Source organism: Bacillota bacterium (assembly GCA_013314855.1).
Classification (GTDB): Bacteria; Bacillota; Clostridia; order Acetivibrionales; family DUMC01; genus Ch48.
Genome location: JABUEW010000089.1, coordinates 1 through 17,573 on the forward strand (window position 1 = coordinate 1; position 17,573 = coordinate 17,573).

General features: G+C 38.4%; 17 protein-coding genes. 5 read left to right on the top strand and 12 right to left on the bottom strand.

Annotated elements, in window-relative coordinates:
- Positions 1 to 206: hypothetical protein (locus tag HPY74_14455; protein NSW91846.1), on the top strand; the 206-nt coding region annotated here is incomplete at its 5' end.
- A gap of 630 nt (positions 207 to 836) precedes the next feature.
- On the opposite strand, the gene HPY74_14460 is transcribed toward HPY74_14455, so the two are convergent.
- From HPY74_14460 to HPY74_14495, 8 genes are all read right to left on the bottom strand, one after another.
- Positions 837 to 1,727 carry a carbohydrate ABC transporter permease gene (locus HPY74_14460; GenBank protein NSW91847.1) on the bottom strand — a complete coding sequence of 297 codons (891 nt, stop codon included), beginning with the start codon at positions 1,725 to 1,727 and terminating at the stop codon, positions 837 to 839.
- A 19-nt stretch (positions 1,728 to 1,746) separates the two neighbouring features.
- Positions 1,747 to 2,703, bottom strand: coding sequence for a sugar ABC transporter permease (locus HPY74_14465; GenBank protein NSW91848.1), 957 nt, complete (start codon positions 2,701 to 2,703; stop codon positions 1,747 to 1,749).
- 89 nt (positions 2,704 to 2,792) lie between these two features.
- Entirely contained in the window at positions 2,793 to 3,005 is a 213-nt protein-coding gene (locus HPY74_14470) for a hypothetical protein (protein ID NSW91849.1), read from the bottom strand.
- 64 nt (positions 3,006 to 3,069) lie between these two features.
- A complete protein-coding gene (locus HPY74_14475) occupies positions 3,070 to 3,234 on the bottom strand; it encodes a hypothetical protein (protein ID NSW91850.1) in 165 nt (54 codons plus the stop codon).
- A gap of 33 nt (positions 3,235 to 3,267) precedes the next feature.
- On the bottom strand, positions 3,268 to 3,570 hold the full coding sequence (locus HPY74_14480) for a hypothetical protein (protein NSW91851.1): 303 nt from the start codon (positions 3,568 to 3,570) through the stop codon (positions 3,268 to 3,270).
- Positions 3,571 to 3,591: 21 nt separating this feature from the next.
- A complete protein-coding gene (locus tag HPY74_14485) occupies positions 3,592 to 3,924 on the bottom strand; it encodes a hypothetical protein (GenBank protein ID NSW91852.1) in 333 nt (110 codons plus the stop codon).
- A gap of 189 nt (positions 3,925 to 4,113) precedes the next feature.
- On the bottom strand, positions 4,114 to 5,436 hold the full coding sequence (locus tag HPY74_14490; GenBank protein NSW91853.1) for an MFS transporter: 1,323 nt from the start codon (positions 5,434 to 5,436) through the stop codon (positions 4,114 to 4,116).
- Positions 5,437 to 5,456: 20 nt separating this feature from the next.
- Positions 5,457 to 6,641: an MFS transporter gene (locus HPY74_14495; GenBank protein NSW91854.1), complete on the bottom strand. Its 1,185-nt coding sequence runs from the start codon at positions 6,639 to 6,641 to the stop codon at positions 5,457 to 5,459.
- A gap of 283 nt (positions 6,642 to 6,924) precedes the next feature.
- On the opposite strand from HPY74_14495, the gene HPY74_14500 reads away from it, so the two are divergent.
- Together HPY74_14500 and HPY74_14505 are read left to right on the top strand one after the other, a co-directional pair.
- Complete coding sequence (locus HPY74_14500; GenBank protein ID NSW91855.1) at positions 6,925 to 8,589, top strand: AMP-binding protein; 1,665 nt, start codon at positions 6,925 to 6,927, stop codon at positions 8,587 to 8,589.
- Positions 8,590 to 8,673: 84 nt separating this feature from the next.
- On the top strand, positions 8,674 to 9,486 hold the full coding sequence (locus HPY74_14505) for a sugar phosphate isomerase/epimerase (GenBank protein NSW91856.1): 813 nt from the start codon (positions 8,674 to 8,676) through the stop codon (positions 9,484 to 9,486).
- 77 nt (positions 9,487 to 9,563) lie between these two features.
- Here HPY74_14505 and HPY74_14510 read toward each other — a convergent pair whose 3' ends face one another.
- The 3 genes from HPY74_14510 to HPY74_14520 form a co-directional block, all read right to left on the bottom strand.
- Positions 9,564 to 10,469 (bottom strand): carbohydrate kinase, encoded by a 906-nt coding sequence (locus HPY74_14510; GenBank protein NSW91857.1) that lies wholly within the window; start codon positions 10,467 to 10,469, stop codon positions 9,564 to 9,566.
- 111 nt (positions 10,470 to 10,580) lie between these two features.
- The gene (locus HPY74_14515) at positions 10,581 to 11,321 is read right to left on the bottom strand and encodes a TIGR03915 family putative DNA repair protein (protein NSW91858.1); all 741 of its coding nucleotides are present in this window, start codon (positions 11,319 to 11,321) and stop codon (positions 10,581 to 10,583) included.
- 41 nt (positions 11,322 to 11,362) lie between these two features.
- A complete protein-coding gene (locus HPY74_14520) occupies positions 11,363 to 12,715 on the bottom strand; it encodes a putative DNA modification/repair radical SAM protein (GenBank protein NSW91859.1) in 1,353 nt (450 codons plus the stop codon).
- Positions 12,716 to 13,030: 315 nt separating this feature from the next.
- On the opposite strand from HPY74_14520, the gene HPY74_14525 reads away from it, so the two are divergent.
- Positions 13,031 to 14,173, top strand: a complete 1,143-nt coding sequence (locus tag HPY74_14525) for a lactonase family protein (GenBank protein NSW91860.1) — start codon at positions 13,031 to 13,033, stop codon at positions 14,171 to 14,173.
- Between the two features lie 87 nt (positions 14,174 to 14,260).
- Positions 14,261 to 16,042: an S-layer homology domain-containing protein gene (locus tag HPY74_14530; protein NSW91861.1), complete on the top strand. Its 1,782-nt coding sequence runs from the start codon at positions 14,261 to 14,263 to the stop codon at positions 16,040 to 16,042.
- A gap of 267 nt (positions 16,043 to 16,309) precedes the next feature.
- Here the strand turns inward: HPY74_14530 and mgtE are convergent, their stop codons facing one another.
- Positions 16,310 to 17,452, bottom strand: coding sequence for a magnesium transporter (gene mgtE / locus HPY74_14535; GenBank protein ID NSW91862.1), 1,143 nt, complete (start codon positions 17,450 to 17,452; stop codon positions 16,310 to 16,312).
- Positions 17,453 to 17,573 lie beyond the last annotated feature (121 nt).

The following is a 17,573-nucleotide window of genomic DNA, read 5'->3' on the forward strand; positions in this document are numbered from 1 at the left end:
GTTTAATAAACCAAAAGCTTAATGAAATTTTGTATTATATAAAAAGAGCATATAATCCGGAACTTGTAGAATTAAAAAGACAAGCCAGGACATATTATCAAAAATGGTTATGCCTTAAGGATACTGATAAAAACACTGCTGAAGCAGTTTACCTCGAGTACATGAAATTAAAATGTAAAATTAAGCTTGAGGAAATACCGTTTTAAAACAGTTGTAAACAACCGGTAGAAGATATATTTAGTATGTTACAGATTATCAAGTTATACGTTGACATCATTTACTTATTATGGTATTTTATACATGTTGATTTCTTTACTTCTTCCCTATGTTTCGACACATAGGATTTTCTTTTTTATAAATTCAGGTTAACCTAAAGCAACTGTTACAGTCTGAAATAAAGTGCCTGCTAATATTGATGTCGGTAAAAATATTACCAATATGGTATGCCTTGAATACATGAAATTAAAACGACGGATTAAGTTTATGTAAATTCCGTTTTAAAACGGTGTACAACACCGTTATGCCCATTGTACCAAGGGGAACCGGTTGTAAACAACCGGTATATTAAAAATATAAGATGGGAATGATTTTTGGTGTTATGTTTCCTCCTGGTACTTAGTATCTGGAGGAATCTTTTATTAGCTTTAATACAAACTTAACTATAACTTTTTTGTCCCTACAGTCTCAAAAAGGGTGATTTTTTTATTCTCAAAGAAAGTGACTGCTAACACCTTTCTTTTATTTTTATTAACGACTCTTTTAAAACTTCTGCCATCCTTTCCATTAGTACCGATAATACCAACTCATACCAAACTTGTCACATATCTTATCACCTCCTATCCTTTTATGGCACCCACCATGATGCCCTGCACAAAGTATTTTTGCAAAAGTGGGTATACAGCCAATACTGGCAACGTGGCCACTATCATGACGGCATATTTGATGATATCGGCTATCTTAGCCTGAACTGCCATGGCTTCTACGTCCTCGCCGCTCATCATCATCTGGGCACTCATCTGCTGTTGGATCAGTATCTCCCTTAATATGAGCTGCAAGGGGTAAAGGTTTCTATCCCTCAAATATATGAGGGCGTTAAAAAAGGCGTTCCAGTGCCCTACGCCGTAAAACAGGGCCATCACGGCTATAATCGGTGTCGACAAGGGCAATACTACGCTAAAAAACTGCCGCGTGGTGGAGCAGCCGTCTATCATGGCCGCTTCTTGCAACTCTGTGGGTATATTGTTCTGAAAGTATGTCCGGGTTATTATAATGTTCCACATAGCTACGGCATTGGGGATCATCATGGTCCATATGGTATTTATCATACCCAGTTTCTTTATGATAAGGTAGGTAGGAATCAGTCCGCCACTAAAAAACATAGTAAATGTAAACAACGCTGTGAATAGGTTCCTACCGTAAAAATCTTTCCGAGATAATGGATAGGCGCAGGTAAGTGTCATAAACAGGTTTATCGCAGTACCTAGCAATGTATAAAAGAGGGTATTTCTATACCCTGTCCATATCTCTTCATATTGAAATACCCTCCTATAGCCTTCAAAGGTGATGCCTTTGGGCAGCAGCCACATCTTGCCTTGGTTTACCAATATGGGATCGCTTATGGAAGCGCTTACTACGTATATTAAAGGATATAATACCGTTATGAGTACTATGGTCAACAGTGTTATGTTTATGATGTTGAATATCTTGTCAGCTCCAGTTTCTTTCATATCTTTTCATTCTCCTATCCTACCACAAACTGGTTTCACTTACGCGTCTGGCTATGCTGTTGATCAATACTAAAAGGTCAAAGTTTATGATCGAGTTAAAAAGACCTACGGCAGCTGAAAAGCTGTATTGTGATTGTATTAGGCCGCTCCTGTATACGTAAGTGGATATCACGTCGGATGTATCCATGTTAAGCGGATTCTGCATGAGGAATACTTTTTCAAACCCTATGTTCATTATAGAGCCGGTCCTGAGTATGAGGAGTATAACAACTGTGGGCAGTATGCCAGGTATGTTTATGTGCCATATCCTCTGTATCCTGGTGGCGCCGTCCATGATTGCGGCTTCGTGAAGCTGCGGGTCTATACCAGCTAAGGCTGCTAGGTATATGATCGAGCCCCACCCGGCGTCTTGCCATACGCCAGAGAATACGTATATGGTTTTAAACCATTGGGGTTCCTGCATGAAAGCTATGGGTTCCCCGCCTAAGGCTTTTATGAGCTTGTTTACGATCCCAGTACTGGGGGATAAAAAGGCTATGATCATGCCTACCATAACTACTGTGGATATGAAGTGAGGGGCATATGTCACAGTCTGGACGGTGCGTTTGAAAAGATCGTCTTTTGCTTCATTTAGCATAAGGGCTAATATGATAGGCACGGGAAACCCCACGGCTAATGAATAAAGATTTATGCCCACGGTATTCTTTATTAGCATCCAGAAATAATATGAGTTAAAAAATCGCTGAAAATGTTCAAAACCCACCCATGGGCTACCCCATATGCCTTTGGAAGCTATAAAATCCTTGAAGGCTATTTGCACGCCGTACATGGGCGCATAATGGAATACTATAAAGTATATCAATGATGGTATTATGAATAGATATAATTCCCAATTAGGCAATATCTTTTTGCTAATGATTTTGCTGATATTTGTATCATATTTTGTACCGGTTGCTATGCTGCTATTTACTGCCATTTTCTTTCCTCCCTTTATCGTTTGGAAAATAGTATAGCATCGGCTAGTAGTTTTGTAAATTGGCGCTTCGAGCACCGATAAGCCGCTTTTTACATAGCGATAGATACAAGCTGGATTATATAAGGCCGCTGCTCCAAATCCACCCTATTATATATACATGGCAGGCCGTCCATATCCGAGGTAAATATAATAGATCGTCCGTCGGACCAAAAAGCGGGATAGGGATGGGCATCCTGGTTATTTCCGTAGGACTTCCAACTGGTACCGTGAGAGCACAATTTGTATTCACACCTTTTATTCACGTCGATGAGATAGATAAAATGCCCATCGGGCCGTTGTCCATCGCCTGTTATAAATGTATTATCCTTATTTGGATATACAAAGGTAGCGATTGTCGCCGGTTATCATCTTATTGTAAAAGTATGGATAATGGCTGAGATGGTCCGGTGCTGTTAAGCAAATGACACGCCTACCTGTATATGGATCCTTGAATTCTTTAAAATCGTTTTTTATCATATCCCCTTTAGCCATTATCTCTACTCCTTCTATTCTTCCTTTATATATTTATAAAGAGGTGCTCTGCAAAATCAAGCGTCTCGTGAGGTTCTGCTTTACGCCAGCAAGCTCTGCTTTATTCTTATCATACCATTCCTGCATCAACTGGTCTTGCTTGTCGCCGCCCAGCCGTTTATACTCATTCCTGATCTCCTCCAATCCTTGCTGCGGCGTTTTATCTCCCGTAATAACCTTATTTACTATCTCATCCCTTATAGCGCCGAACTGCTGCAGCTCTATAAGCTCAGGGAAGGACAGCGCATAGGGTATATCTCTTCGGAAGTTGTTCTTCATGGATGTTTCCAGGCCCATGTTCTTAAGCTTAGCTTCCTCCTAGGATATGGGGCCCTGGGCGGCCATTATTTGGAACCATTCCGGCTTAGGATCCCATTGAGTGAGCACAGCATACTCACCGCTATAACCAATCTCTTTTTTATTCTTTTCCGCATCGATGCCTTGAGGCACACCATCTACCAATTTATAATGTTCCCCCTCTTTACTTTTTTCCAGGGAGACATACCTGTCAACTCCCGACTTATAATCTACAACTTCATTTACCGCATTTTTTCCTATTTCAATAAGGTAAATCCCTACAAGAGAGACAATAAACCAATATACACTGAATTTTCCGGTTATGCCATAGGCAAGAGCACCACCTACAGCCATGGGGACTGTTGATGCAATCCATATTTTAGGATCGGCAATTTACCAGAACCCTCTCCATAGTCTTTTAATTTCCGTTTCTTTTACAAATTACCCTGCCTTCCCTCTCACTTTTCCTTTAAATTTTTTAATTTTTAATTTAACTTATACATATTATATACACTATATTATATACTACCATAGTTCAATACACTACAATTTTATGGGGTGCATTGGTGTATTTTTATATGAATCTTCATTTTCATCTCCATCTCTATACAAAACCATACCCGGCTTATAAAAGGATAAAAAGATAACGAAACCGGCAAATACAAATGAGGCTAAATAAAGCACCTGGAACTTGCTGATAGGAAAAGCAAGCCCGCTAAAATCAGGCATTACATTCATAAGTATCTTTCCTATAAAAGGCGCTAAAAGCACACTTATACCATATATTGCCTTAAACCATCCTTCATAAATAGACTTACCGCTCTCTGGCATTATTTCGAACCTGTATGCCATTATGGCAATGTTAAAGCCTCCATTTCCTATCCCTGATATAATTGAAGAAAAATACATTATGAAAAAAGTTTTTTCAGTTAAAAAGAAATATATTAAATAATCTAATATGGCAATAATCGCCGATATCTTAAGGACAAATACCGTCCCTTTCCTGCCCTGTACCTTCCCCCAAAATCTTGTAGATACTATCATCAATACATATGAAACGACATTTATTGTGGATATAAATCCGTAATCGAAGTCCAAATACCTTATCAGGTATATTGATGTAAAAGATGTGGAAATTGTGAGGCTTAAATAATATAAAAATATAAAAATAAGAAAATTTCTGAATTCAATACTCAAAAAGGGTTTAAGAAATGTTGCCATGCTGTTTTTTTCATTTTCCTGGACTTTATACTCCGGTTCTTCAACAAATAACAGTATAATAACATCTACTGTCGAAAGTATTAACGAAGTAATAAAGGCTATAAGAAACCCGGTATAGGTTTTTTTGTAGAAATCCAGTACATAACCCATTATTATTGTGGAGATTGTAAAAGCAATTCTTACAATAAACATCCTGAAATATATATAATCATTCTTTTTCCCCTGGGGTACCACCTCCATGTACCAGATCATCCAACCAACCTGGTAAAACCCCCATAAAAAATTGGCAGTTATCACCATTATAGTCAATAATACAATTATTAATTTTTCATCATTGAATATTAAAGGCAGAAAAACTATGGCACTGGATAAAAACCTTGATACAATATTTGATGAAATAAGGAGCTTTTTACGTGCCCTGATCCTCTCAAATATGAGAAAAGAAAACACAGTAAGGATGGAAGCCCAAATAACTGAATTATTTAATAAGGCTACTATAAAATCCGAGCCTTTGAGATGGATAACAAAACCCGATAAAAACACTCCACTTGTCAATACATAAGCCGCATTTATAAAAGCCGCATCTATAAGAAACAAAATCTGGCTTTTTCTATACTCTCCGCAACAAATTCTATTGTGAGGCATAAGCTTTCTTTTTAGCGCTTTTATGGCTGATCTCTCCTTATCCAATAATAAGATAATATATATCCCGATAACGCAATAAATCCCGCAAAAATAAAACCTCCCGGCAGTCCCCACACCTCATTGAAAAGTCCGGCAAAAAACGGCCCTCCAAATACTCCAAGGGCATACAGTGCCTGGAAAGCACCCATGGCTGCAGCTCGTTTATCCAAGTCTACATCTTTTATGCTCAACCCCATAAGCACAGGGAAAGTCAATCCCCTTGAAAATCCTGCAAATGCCTGTGTTATGTAAAGCCATGGCATTGAATGAATAAACGGTATTATAAAGGAAAACAGCGCTGATGTAATAAAGCCGAACAATAAAACTTTTCTTTCTCCAAATTTAGGGAGGAATACATTCCCATTAATAGCAGAAGCAATAATTGTAGGGATTCCGGCTATAATGGTGAGAAGCCCCAGTTGAAAATTATCTGCCCCCAAACTTTTTGCATATGAAGGTATGAACCCGTTAATAGTGGCAAATGTTATCATTTGGGCCAAAATCGCCAACAAGCATATTTTAATAAATCCAGGGTTTTTTGCCACTTTCGCCAGTTCTACCATTTTAATCTGACTAGATGAGGGTTCTGTGTTATCCTTTACTGCAAATGTAACCAGCAGCCCTGCCGCTGCAACAAAGGCACCAAAAAGAAAAGGGCGCCTCCAGCCCATAACCTGAGCTATCAAACCACCTGAAAAAGTTGCCGTCATCTGGCCCAGGGAACAAAAAGCATTCAGGGTGCTCATCGCATTGGCAGCTTTATCGCGTTCAAAATACCCTGCAAACTGTACTGCAAATACTACCCAGGCAGAAGCGGATATCCCTGCCACAGCTCTAAAAAGCAGGGCGGTAACAGGTGTACTGGTAAGCCAGAAACCCAGGCAGCTTATTCCGGATAAAATCATCCCTAATGCGACAAATATTTTTCGTCTTTGTAAACGGTCGGATATTATACCGAAAGGCAGACGGAAAAAAACGGCTGTCAGGCCGTAAGAACCTAAAATGAGCCCTGTTAAACTATGAGAAGCACCAAGAGATTCCACATAAGGTGAAAAGTATGGTGAATACACATAGAGGGAAAACCAGTAGGTTAAAGTTATGAAATAGAAAAAATATACCTGCACCGATCGCTTGCATATCAAAGGTTTATCCATTAATTCCTGCATAATTTAATCCCCCAATAAAAGTACATATAATACCATATCCCTTAAATGATACACTCACATATACTTACTACTATATCAGCCTTTCCAGGAATACGTTATGCTGTTATGTATACGCCATGCACATATATTATGCATATATTTATGCATATATTTTACTACACTTTTTTTAAAATTGCTATTTGACAATGTATCCAAATTATGCCCAATATAGTTGACATAACCGCCAATTGCATATTATTATATTCTTATATTGTTTCAGGAATACATTAGGGGTGCCAAAAAAATGAATGAGCTTTTGAATATTACAGTAGGGGACTTGCTTGATGAAATGGCGGAAAAATATCCTGACCGGGAAGCGGTAGTTTATACCGACAGGCCCTTCAGGAAAACATATTCCCAGTTCAGGGACCTTTGCAACCAGGTGGCAAAAGGTTTTTTGGCAATGGGAATAAAAAAAGGGGACCATGTTGCCGTATGGGCAACAAATTATCCCGAATGGTTGCTTGCACAGTTTGCCACAGCTAAAATAGGGGCTGTATTGGTTACAGTCAACACTAATTACAAGGTTTTCGAATTGGAATACCTCTTAAGGCAGTCTGATTCAAACACCCTTATATTAATAGACGGTTTTAGGGATTCCAATTACATAGATATTATCAACAAGCTATGCCCTGAATTAAAAGAATCGGTTCCAGGCAAACTTAAGTGCCCTTCCCTTCCTTATTTGAAAAACATTATTTACATAGGGGACAAGAAACCTCCTGGAATGTTTAACTGGAACCAGCTTTATGAAATGGGCAAGTCAATTTCCGACGACCAATTGATGAAAATACAAAAAAGCCTGGATATCCATGATGTAATAAACATGCAGTATACTTCAGGAACAACAGGGTTCCCCAAGGGTGTAATGCTTACACATTATAACGTGGTAAATAACGGCAAATCCATAGGAGACTGTATGAAGTTTACCCATGAAGACAAGCTCTGCATACCTGTTCCATTTTTCCATTGTTTTGGTTGCGTTTTGGGAATCCTTGCCTGTGTCACCCATGGTTCCGCCATGGTACCCATAGATTACTTTGATCCGCTAAAAGTAATGCAGGCCATCCAGGATGAAGAATGTACAGCCGTCCACGGCGTACCCACAATGTTTATAGCCATGCTTGAGCACCCTGACTTCGGTAGATTCAGGTTTCCCAAACTTAGGACAGGTATTATGGCAGGCTCACCCTGCCCCATAAAGGTAATGCAGCAAGTGGTCGATTTAATGGGCGCCAGGGAAATAACCATTGCATACGGTCAAACAGAAGCATCGCCCGTATGTACTCAAACAAGGGTTGATGACAGCATCGAGCTAAGGGTATCTACTGTTGGAAGGGTTCTTCCTTTTATTGAAGCAAAAATCATAGACCCTGAAACAAAAAAGGAAGTACCTCCTGGAACTCCTGGAGAATTTGTGGCCAGAGGGTATAATGTGATGAAAGGTTATTACAAAATGCCTGAAGCTACCGCGCAGGTTATTGATTCTGAAGGCTGGCTGCATACAGGGGATCTTGCTGTAATGGACGAGAATGGTTATTTTAAAATAACAGGCAGGATCAAAGATATGATTATACGCGGCGGAGAGAACATATATCCCAAAGAGATTGAAGAATTCCTATATACTCATCCTGCCGTTAAAGATGTACAGGTTATAGGAGTACCGGATAAAAAATACGGTGAAGTGGTCATGGCCTGTATAATACTAAAGGAAGGTCAAACCGTCACTGAAGATGAAATAAAGCAATACGTAAGGGAGCATATGGCAAGGCATAAAACTCCTAAATATGTCAAATTTATGGATTCGTTTCCTCTTACCGCCAGCGGCAAAGTCCGGAAGTACAAGTTAAGGGAATGGGCTATAGATGAGCTGGGACTACAGGATGCCGCCAACATAGAAACTGCTTGAGTGAACATAGCTTGCATAATTTGCATAACCTGTGGAACTAAACTACAATATGAAGTAAATAATAAATATCCGGAGGAGATACATTTGAAAATTTCATTTTCTACATTAGGGTGCCCGCGATGGAGCTGGGATGAAATTGTTGTTATGGCAAAGGATTTTGGATTTGACGGCATAGAGGTAAGAGGTATAGGCAACGAAATACACGTGCCCCTTGCAAAACCTTTTCTGCCTAAAAACCTTGAAAATACGAAAAGCAGGTTAAGCAACCTGGGTTTGGAAATACCCTGCCTCACGTCTCCATGTAACCTGTCTGATAAATGCAATATTGACGCGGTTATAAAGGAAGGTAAGGAGTATATAAATTTAGCTGCCAAACTTGGCGTTCCATATGTCAGAATGCTTGGAGATCCCAATCCCCATCCGGAAGAAAATATAGATTTTAACTTTACAGTGGAAAATTTATCTATTATGACAGATTATGCCGGATCTAAAAAAGTAAAAGTACTCATGGAAACAAACGGTAAATATGCTGATTCAAACATCATGTTACAGCTTATAGATACAGTGAATAGTCCCTCTGTTGGAGTGCTTTGGGACATTCATCACACCTACAGGTTTTTCTCTGAACCTGTAACTGACACATATAATGCTTTGGGCAAGTATATTGAATTCATCCATATAAAGGATTCAATAATGATAAATGGCCAGGTTAAATACAAAATGATGGGATATGGGGATGTACCGGTAAAAGAAGCACTTTTGCTTTTGAAAAACAACGGGTATAAAGGTTATGTCTCCCTTGAATGGGTAAAACGCTGGTGTACCGACCTGGAAGAACCCGGCATTGTTTTCTCCCATTTCATAAATTATGTAAGACAAATTTTAAAGGATGGCTGACTTTTTCAAAAAAAAGCTATTATTATTAATAATTACAGCCTCTAAATAATCCTAAATATTCTTAAATTCACATAAATTCACAGCCTCTGAAACATAGATAACTCTTTAAGCGCTTCGGGAAGTTTTGGCGTGCCTCCTTCCTGTGTACATACATAACTTCCCACCCTATTGGCAAAATTGTTTATTGAATCAATATCCCAGTTTCTTATCATACCAACTACAACAGCTGCAGTAAATGCATCCCCAGCTCCCACAGTATCCACAACTTTTACCGGAAAACCCGGATGGGTTGAAATATGATTGTCGCTTAAGAGAATGCTTCCCTTTTCTCCCCTGGTTAGGGCTATTAATTTGAGGGAGTATTCTTTTCCCAGTTGTTGCAGGATTTCTATATCAGGTCCGCCAAATCCTAAAAGATTTGAGACGATAGGAAGCTCATTTTCGTTCAATTTGAAAACATTTGCATGTTTAAGTGAATTATGTATAATTTCCTTATTATAAAAATGCTGCCTTATATTTATATCGAAAACCTTTATGCAATGGTTCCCTGTATTACTTAGGACCTGAAGAATAGTATTCCTTGAGGTTTCCGATCTTTGCCCCAGTGAACCAAAACAAATGGCATCAGCTTTTTCCGCCAGTTCAAGGTAGCTCTCATCAAGGCATATGTAATCCCACGCCACATCCTCATGAATTATATATGAAGGGATACCATCTCCCTTAAGTTGAACCTCTACCGTACCTGTAGGATGAATATCATCAACCTGGATATAGCGGCTGCTGACTCCCAGAACATCAAGGGTTTCGATTATCTCTTTCCCAAGCTTATCATTTCCCACCGAACTTATTATATATGCTTCACAGCCCAGCTCTCCCGCATGGTATGCAAAATTAGCGGGAGCACCGCCCAGTTTCTTCCCTCCTGGGAGCATATCCCATAATATTTCGCCCACACCAACGATTGTAAACTTCTTATTTTCCATAGAGTTATCTCTCCATATTATTTCTCCATATTATTATAATAAATAAGACACTGTCTTCTACCTATGTAAATAATTATAACATAAATTTGTCAAAATCAACATGTACTTGTATTACCATTTCTCGGTTAAATGGCGCCAGTACCTTGTCGGCAAAAGCCTTTTATGAAGTGAAGGATTGAGCCTTTCCTTGATGGAAACATTATTATAGAAATGCTTCCAAAGTTCACGGTAAGTTTGTTCTTTTGCGTCTATTTCAGGTATTCTTTCCAAACTTAAGTCAACAATTATCCATTCCTTGCGGTTGTATAAGGCTGCCAAACACCTTCTTAAATCGTGGATTATCCAGTTTTGGTCAGCCAGGCGCTTTGAAAAGTGAGGTGCAAGTAAAGGTAATATATTGTTGTCAGGTTCTATAGGTGCATAGTAAATATTGCCTTCAAGCAGGCTGAATCGGACAAACCCCATCATCCTGTGGACTTCCAAATCCACCCTTTGCCTTATTTTATGTACTTTTAACACCCTGTCGTCTGAAAGATAAGAGTCAACCTTTGCCCCAACCTTCCAGCCAAACTTCAAATATTCATAAATTGCCGTACCATTGTCCTCTTCCCTGTCCGCCAGGTATACACAGTAAACATTGTCCAGAGCATTTTGGGAAATCTTGTCCCTGATCGAATTATAGACTTTTTTAGACTTCTCATAGTCTGTATCAATATGTACATACGTCTCTAAAAAACTCTGCTGCAGTTTTTCGATGGCTTTTATCTTTTCCGGGTTTTCCCTGCGGTAGTAAGCCACATAAATAGCTGTAAGCAGCCCCTCAAAGCTTCCATCGTATGTATAGCATAGCATAGCATTAATACCACCTTCCAATGCTTATCACACTTTTCATATTACAATTCTCCTGTTATTGCCTTAATTCTCTCTGCCTGAAGGGTTCTGTTCCCATAATCCGGACGATGAATTCTGTTCTCATAATCAAGAGGCAAAAAAGACAGTTGCTTGTATTCTTCAACCGGGTAACCCAATTTCAGGCTTTCCGTCATGCTTTCCTGCATAAGGTTCTGTCGTATAAAAGTGTCGTTCATTTCTATTCTTTTATAATACTTTCCTTTACATGTAATAAAGTATTGAGCCCTTTTCAACACAACACCAAGTTTTTTTAAATCCTCAAAATCCAGAGAGCTCACTCTCCGGGCAGTCAAAATCCGCTTGGCCGATTTCACTCCTATGCCCGGTATGCGCAAAAGCGTTTCATAATTACACCTGTTTATTTCTACCGGAAAAAGGTGTAAATTTCTTAATGCCCAATCACATTTGGGATCCAGGTATTCGTTAAAATTAGGTTGATTGGCGGATAAAAGCTCATCAGCACTAAACCCGTAAAATCTCAGAAGCCAGTCTGCCTGATATAATCTATGCTCCCTGAGAAGAGGCGGTTTTTCAATTGCAGGAAGTGCAGGATGGTTCGATACAGGAACATAGGCTGAATAGAATACCCTTTTTAAACGGTAACGCCGGTAAAGCGCCTCAGAAAGTTTGAGAATATTAATATCAGGATCCGGTGTAGCCCCAACAATCAACTGTGTACTCTGTCCTGCGGGCACAAAATATTGTGTATTTCTGTATTTGCCAGTATCCTCATTATTTTCCATTATTTTTGAACTTATAAATCCCATGGGGCCCAATATGGACTCTTTCTTTTTTTGGGGAGCAAGAAGTTTTAAACCCTCGCTTGTGGGAAGCTCAATATTCACACTCATACGGTCGGCAAGCAAACCCGCCTGTTCAATCAGGCGATAATCCGCCCCCGGTATTGCTTTGACGTGAATATACCCATTAAACCTGTATTCCTCCCTCAAAATTTTTAGTGTCCTTAAAAGAAGTTCCATGGTATAATTAGGATTTTTATATATGGCTGAGCTTAAAAACAACCCTTCTATATAGTTCCGTCTGTAAAAATTTATAGTAATATCAACTATTTCCTCCGGAGTAAAGGTCGCCCTCGGAAAATCATTGGATACCCTGTTTACACAATAGGCACAGTTATAAACACAGTCATTACTCATTAGTATTTTCAGTAGTGATATACAACGACCGTCTGTTGTAAAACTGTGGCATATTCCTGCCGAATACCCTTCTCCCAAGCCTCCTGGGGTATTCTTCCTTGAGCTTCCACTGGAAACGCAGGATACGTCATACTTTGCCCCTTCAGCTAGAACATTGAGCTTTTCCAAAGTATCCAAATGATTTCCACCGTTCCTTTCCTAATCGGCAAGTATAATTCATGTATAATTCATACCATTATGATAATATTATACCATGGAAATACCAAAAATGCAAAACATTTGTTTGGTTTGGGCGCATTTTCTTCATAAAAATAAAATGCGCCCACATTCTGCTATTTCAAAACCTGTGACACATATCTTATTATTTGTGACGCATATCTTATTATTTATGATATAATAGTCGTATAACCGCATTAACTTAAAATTACTATAAGATTACAAGAAAGACGGGTTTTTCAAAACTATAATAGGAATTAGGGGGGAAATGATGCTATGGACAAACAGGATACTAAACAGGATACTAAGTACATAGCTTATGTGGGCACATATACGTATGGTGAAAGTGAAGGTATATACATATTCAGCCTAGATACTTCAACAGGGCGGTTTGAACCCATAGGTGCCTCTAAAAAATTGGAAAATCCTTCATACCTTGCTATAGACAAAGATAATAGATATTTGTACACGGTTATGGAAATCGATGAGTTTAATGGTGAAAAGGGAGGAGCTGTAGGGTCATTTTTAATAAACAGGGAGACCGGCAAGCCGGAGTTCTTAAACTGCCAGCCTACAAAGGGAAGGGCTCCATGCCACATCAGCAATGATAGAGAAAACAAATACCTTTTTGCTGCAAACTATAGAGAAGGAACCGTATCCGTGTTTCCTATAAACCCTGACGGCAGTATTTCTCCGGCTTCGGATATTATTTACCATGAAGGTTGCGGTCCTAATAAAGAAAGGCAGGAAAAGCCCCATGTCCATTATGTAACTTTAACACCGGAAGAAAAATACCTCTGTGCTGTTGACCTTGGTATTGATAAGGTTATAATATATGAACTTGATAAAGAAAAAGTGCGCTTAATTCCTGTAAAAGAACTTTCGCCTAAAATTAAACCCGGTTCCGGACCACGTCATATGACATTTCACCCTGATGGCAGGTTTGCTTATGTTATTAATGAGTTAAGTTCGGATATCGCAGTTTTCAAATATCATTCTCCCTGCTCTTCATCCAAGTATGATTTCAGCCATAATTCAAGCCGTAATTATATTTTTGAAGAAATACAGTATATTTCTACACTTCCTGAAGAATATAAGGATATTAATTACTGCGCTGCAATTCATGTATCTTTCGATGGAAAATATCTTTATGCTTCAAACCGCGGCCATGACAGCATTGCGATATTTAAAATTGATAACTGCTCGGGTAAGCTGGAACTTATTTCCCATACCCCGACCGGAGGTAAATTCCCCAGGGACTTTGCCATTGACCCAACAGGAAATTTTCTTTTTGCAGCAAACCAAAACTCTGATTCAATTGTGTCCTTTAAAATACTGCCTGAATCAGGGAAGCTTGAACAGCTGGATTATATAACCAATGTCCCTGCTCCCGTATGTATAAAGTTTGCAAAGATATAGAAATGCTTTAGTATTTAAGGATTATTAAAGGAAATGTAAAAATAAGCCAAAAACATGAGGAAACAGAAAGGAGATATAAAAAATATAATGTTAAAAGCAGGATTCCGTTCCTTGAAATCTACCCGTTTTGCAGCTGCAATATATATTATATGCATTATACTCGTGTTCTCCGTTATCAAACCTTATGCATCCTTTTCCACGAATAATGCAGACATTAATAATGATAAGCCCTTTGACGATATCCCTGAAGACCATTGGGCGTATACATATGTCCACCATCTCAGGGAGCTTAATATAACCCGCGGTATAGGCGATAACAAATTTGGCCTTGGGCTGCCCATTAAAAGAAATGAGTTTGTCACTTTCCTGGTAAGACTTATGCAATGGGATTTGATAAATCCGGAAAAAGGAAGTTTTGAAGACAACAACGACCGTAGTACCTGGTACTTTCCCTATGTGGAAACTGCGCTTAAAAACGGGGTTATCTTAAAAGATGCCCCAAACTTCAGGCCTGATGACCCAATCACAAGAGAAGAAATGGCAATTATGATTGTAAGAGCGCTGGGATACGACAACCTGGCACAACTGCTATCCTCTACAGAACCGCCTTTTAATGATGTATATAAAAACACAGGCTATATTGCTATAGCCAAGGATGTAGGTATTGTTAAAGGTACGGGGGATGACAAATTTAACCCCGACGGTACTGCGTTAAGGGAAGAGGCTGCCGCAATGATGATAAGGATGCATGAAAAACTCTTGCACCCTTTGGAAGAATTGCATGCATTTTATGCAATAAAATCATACCCCCAGATAGATTTGATGAAATCCCTCGACTCCGTGAGTTTTGGTTGGAGTCGGTTGGAATATGATAACCAGGGTAAGCGGATTATACTGAACACCACAAGTAAAAACAATAATGAGTTTTATGTTCCCTCGGGTTATTCCACAGCTTTAAATACTGCTGCAGAAAACAGCCTTTCTACCCAGCTTATGGTTTTTTTAAAAAATGAGGTTATTCCGGAAGGACAGAATGAGAATGATGCAGGTATTTCAACTGCAGAATATATTTTGACAAACCCTGATATACGAAAAAAAGTAATAGAAATGATTAATGACCAAATTCAAATATTTAATTTCGATGGGGTAGTAATTGACTTTGAAAACATGAAGGGTGAAGTTTTAAGAAAATCCTTCAATAGTTTCCTTATGGAATTAAAGTCCATATTAAATGAAAGCGGCAAAAAACTATATGTGGCCGTCCACCCTGTGAGAAAGCCAGGACATGAATACTTTGATGCTTATGACTATAAAACAATTGGAAATACTGCAGACAAAATTATATTAATGGCTCATGACTATAATGCCAAGCAGCTTACCGATAATGAAATGGAAACGGGATACAATGTTACTCCCCTTACACCGATTGACGAAATATATTTTGCTTTAAAAGCAATCACCGATAAAGATACCGGCGTAGAAGATACAAGCAAAATACTTTTTCAAATATCTTTTGATTCTGCCCAGTGGAGGTTACAGCAAGGCAAAATTTTAAACAGGTATGCTTTAACGCCTGATTATGCATTAATAAATACAAGGTTGAAAGATAAAAACACAGAATTATACTATTCTTATACTCTGGAAAACCCTTACGCAAAATTCACCGATGGTTCCAATGGGACAGATAATATATTATGGTATGAAGATTCAAGGAGCATAACAGCAAAGATAAAACTTGCGCGCTTATTCAAGGTTGGAGGAATATCTATTTGGAGATTAGGTAATATACCTGATTTTAACAGTCCTGAAGAAATAAATGTTTACATGAATGTATGGGAAGAAATTTTAAAATGCGTTAAAGGTAAATAAGAACATTTCATAGGGTAAATGTTGAATACCGTATGCTGATATTAAAGTACGGTAAAGGGTTGCAAACCACTGACATTCGGTCATTTGCAACCCTTTCTCTTATTTGCCCTGTTTTCTGATTTGTCTTCCCAACTTTTAGCAATTTATCCCTCCAATTTTTTGGTTTTAAGCACACTTCTACTCCAATTCTACCTTATCTCTAATTTTAATCCCGCTTGCCTTCAATTTTAGCTTACTTTAATACTTACCTTTAATCTTACTTTATTCTTACTTTAATCCCAGAAGCCAGGTTGCTATAGTAAAATACGCAATTAACGACATAGCATCTACAATTGTTGTAATAAGCGGACTGGCCATGATGGCCGGATCTAGCTTTAGACTCTTTGCTGCTACAGGCAACATGCCTCCTATTACTTTCGCCAATATTACAGTAACAATAAGACTTATACAGACTGTAGTTGTTATCATAATACTAGTTTTTTCTATAAAATATAATCTTATAAAATTAACCCCTGCCAGCGCTATTCCCACTAAAACTGAAACCCTGAATTCTTTCCATATAATTTTTAAGATATCATTCAGCTTAATTTCACCCAACGCCAATCCCCTTATTATAAGGGTTGCCGCTTGAGAACCGGCATTACCGCCCGTATCCATCAGCATCGGTATAAAAGCTGTTAGGGCGACCACTGATTGAAGTAAAGCTTCATATCTCATTATAACCCTTCCGGTAAAAGTGGCAGAAACCATTAACACCAAAAGCCATAAAATCCTATGTTTGGCCAGCATCATAACATTGCTCTTTAAATATTCTTCTTCAGATGGCGCTATAGCCGCCATTTTTTGAAAGTCTTCAGTGTTTTCCTGTTCAATTACATCTACAACGTCGTCAATGGTTATAATCCCTACAAGCCTGTTTTCATTATCTACCACCGGCATTGCCACAAGGTCATACTTTTTAAATAACGATGCTATTTCTTCCTGGTCAACATGGGTATTAACAGCGATTACATTTATATCCATGACATCTGCAACTATTACATCTTCGTTATTCAATATCAACTTTCTAATGGGGATAGAACCTTCAAGTTTGCGGTTATTATCAATTACATAGCATACATCTATGGTTTCCTTATCAACCCCTGTTTTCCTTATGTGTTCCAGTGCCTGTTTTACCGTCATCTCTTTCTTTAGGTCCACATATTCTATTGTCATTATACTGCCGGCAGAGTTTTCGGGATATTTCAGCAACTGGTTAATCAACTTTCTCGTATTCTCATTAGCATTTTTTAAAATCTTTTTTACAATATTGGCCGGCATTTCTTCTAAAAGTTCAATTGTATCGTCAAGAAAAAGCTCATCAATAATATATTTAATTTCCTTATCGGTAATAGATTCAATAATTGTTATAGGACAGAATAATTTTCAGTAAAAGCAATATTTTAAGACAATTTAATCTTCAGTGACATATTCCAGCATGGAAAATAGCTGGTACAAAATCATTACAGTATTTTATCAGGTGCAATTAAGG

What these genes read in the sequence shown, in the direction of transcription:
- HPY74_14460 (NSW91847.1), bottom strand. Translation starts at nt 1,727, where the DNA reads ATGAAAGAAACTGGAGCTGACAAGATATTCAACATCATAAACATAACA.
- HPY74_14465 (NSW91848.1), bottom strand. Translation starts at nt 2,703, where the DNA reads ATGGCAGTAAATAGCAGCATAGCAACCGGTACAAAATATGATACAAAT.
- HPY74_14475 (NSW91850.1), bottom strand. Translation starts at nt 3,234, where the DNA reads ATGGCTAAAGGGGATATGATAAAAAACGATTTTAAAGAATTCAAGGAT.
- HPY74_14480 (NSW91851.1), bottom strand. Translation starts at nt 3,570, where the DNA reads ATGGGCCTGGAAACATCCATGAAGAACAACTTCCGAAGAGATATACCC.
- HPY74_14485 (NSW91852.1), bottom strand. Translation starts at nt 3,924, where the DNA reads ATGGCTGTAGGTGGTGCTCTTGCCTATGGCATAACCGGAAAATTCAGT.
- HPY74_14490 (NSW91853.1), bottom strand. Translation starts at nt 5,436, where the DNA reads ATGCCTCACAATAGAATTTGTTGCGGAGAGTATAGAAAAAGCCAGATT.
- HPY74_14495 (NSW91854.1), bottom strand. Translation starts at nt 6,641, where the DNA reads ATGCAGGAATTAATGGATAAACCTTTGATATGCAAGCGATCGGTGCAG.
- HPY74_14500 (NSW91855.1), top strand. Translation starts at nt 6,925, where the DNA reads ATGAATGAGCTTTTGAATATTACAGTAGGGGACTTGCTTGATGAAATG.
- HPY74_14510 (NSW91857.1), bottom strand. Translation starts at nt 10,469, where the DNA reads ATGGAAAATAAGAAGTTTACAATCGTTGGTGTGGGCGAAATATTATGG.
- HPY74_14515 (NSW91858.1), bottom strand. Translation starts at nt 11,321, where the DNA reads ATGCTATGCTATACATACGATGGAAGCTTTGAGGGGCTGCTTACAGCT.
- HPY74_14525 (NSW91860.1), top strand. Translation starts at nt 13,031, where the DNA reads ATGGACAAACAGGATACTAAACAGGATACTAAGTACATAGCTTATGTG.
- HPY74_14530 (NSW91861.1), top strand. Translation starts at nt 14,261, where the DNA reads ATGTTAAAAGCAGGATTCCGTTCCTTGAAATCTACCCGTTTTGCAGCT.